At 44.5% G+C, this 1,996-nt stretch carries 2 protein-coding genes; both read right to left on the reverse strand.

Features of this window, described 5'->3' with window-relative positions:
* The coding region (locus RTK36_RS08845; protein ID WP_312046310.1) for an NAD(P)-binding protein at positions 1-555 on the reverse strand (555 nt) is incomplete at its 3' end.
* Positions 556-572: 17 nt separating this feature from the next.
* Positions 573-1,996: glutamate synthase-related protein (locus RTK36_RS08850; RefSeq protein WP_312046312.1), on the reverse strand; the 1,424-nt coding region annotated here is incomplete at its 5' end.

Genomic DNA, 1,996 nt, shown 5'->3' on the forward strand with positions numbered 1-1,996 from the left:
GTCATTACGTTCAAACACTACAACACTATGCCCTCTTTTATTCAGCTGATCCGCCGCCGCAAGGCCTGATGGCCCACTGCCAACCACTGCAATTTTCTTGCCCGTTCTTACCTTGGGTGGGTTTGGCTGAATCAACCCATTTGCATATCCATTTTCAATAATGCTCCACTCATTCTCTTTGATGGTAACGGGTGTATCATTTAGTCCACAAGTACAAGCTGCTTCGCAAGGTGCAGGACAAACTCTGCTTGTAAATTCAGGGAAGCTGTTTGTTTTTAGAAGTCGGCCCAAAGCCCGATCGGGCTTTTCCAAATAAATTAAATCATTCCATTCTGGAATCAAATTATTCAAAGGACAGCCCGAGGTCATTCCCTTTATCATCATTCCACTTTGACAGAAGGGTACGCCGCAGTCCATACATCTTGCCGCCTGCTGTTCTTGCTCTCTTTTTAACAAATGCTCATGAAAATCCTGAAAGTGTTTTATTCTTTCCTTAGGGCTTGTTTCGCCCCCGGATTTTCTTTCAAATTCTAAAAATCCTGTTGCTTTTCCCATGCATAATCCCCCCTGTCTTATTTATTTGAATAGAATGCATAGAATGCCTCAATCAACGCCTCATCACCGCTCAGCCCTTTTTCCTCCAAACGAAGGGTGGCCTTATGCATCTTATCGAAATCATGGGGCAAAACCTTTTTAAACTTAGGAAGATAATTTGCAAAATCCTCAAGGATTTCCTTGCCCTTTTTGGAGCCCGTCAGCTTCACATGGTTCGATAGCATTTCCTTCAACACGGTAACATCCTGCTTATGCAAAATTTCCTCCAAGGACACTAGCTCCTTGTTTACTCTGGTATAAAAATCTCTGTTTTCATCTAAAACGTAGGCAACGCCACCGCTCATACCTGCGGCAAAATTTTTCCCTGTATTCCCGATGATAATGGCAATTCCACCTGTCATGTATTCACAGCCATGGTCACCAACGCCCTCAACAACGGCTCTGGAGCCGGAATTACGAACGCAGAAGCGCTCTCCCGCAACGCCATTGATATAAGCCTCACCATCTGTTGCGCCATACAGTGCAACATTGCCAATAATGATATTCTCATCCTCTTTCAGCTTGCTTTTTCTTGGTGGATACACGACTAATTTGCCACCGGAAAGGCCTTTTCCGAAATAGTCGTTACTGTCCCCTTCCAATTCTAGGGTTAAGCCCTTTGGAATAAAAGCCCCAAAGCTCTGTCCTCCTGCACCATTGCATTTAACATGTATTGTGTTATCTGCAAGGCCTTCAGGATATTTCTTTGTTATTTCAGAGCCTAAAATGGTGCCCACGGTACGGTCCGTATTTTTTACGTCCACCTCAATAAAAGCAGGGGCTTTGCTTTCTATGGAACCTTTTAGCTTTGGATATAAAACCTTTAAGTCTAAGGAATCTTCCAAATGGTAATCGTAAACCAGCTTTGGATCAAATCCAAAGTGCTGCCCCGGTTTTGCAAAAGGATTGTTGATGATTCTTGCCAGTTCAACCTTCGTGGTCCTTGTTCTTGCACCATCACGAATTTTTAACAGGTCACTACGCCCAACCATTTCCCCAATAGTTCTAAAGCCCAGCTTCGCCATATACTCTCTTAATTCTTGGGCAATAAAATACATAAAGTTTACAACATATTCAGGTTTGCCTTTGAATCTTTTTCGGAGCTCTGGGTTTTGGGTAGCTACGCCCACAGGACACGTATCCAAATTGCAAACACGCATCATCACACAGCCCATGGTCACCAATGGCGCTGTTGCAAACCCAAATTCTTCTGCCCCCATTAATGCGGCTAGGGCAACATCCCTGCCGCTCATAAGCTTTCCGTCGGTTTCCAATGTAACCTTATTTCTAAGTCCATTGCGAATCAAGGTTTGATGGGTTTCTGTTAAACCCAGTTCCCAAGGAATCCCTGCATGCTGAATAGAGGTTCTGGGTGCCGCTCCCGTGCCGCCGTCATAGCCTG

Origin of the sequence: Anaerotignum sp., from assembly GCF_031981185.1 — a bacterium.
In the GTDB taxonomy this organism is placed as follows: domain Bacteria; phylum Bacillota; class Clostridia; order Lachnospirales; family Anaerotignaceae; genus Chakrabartyella.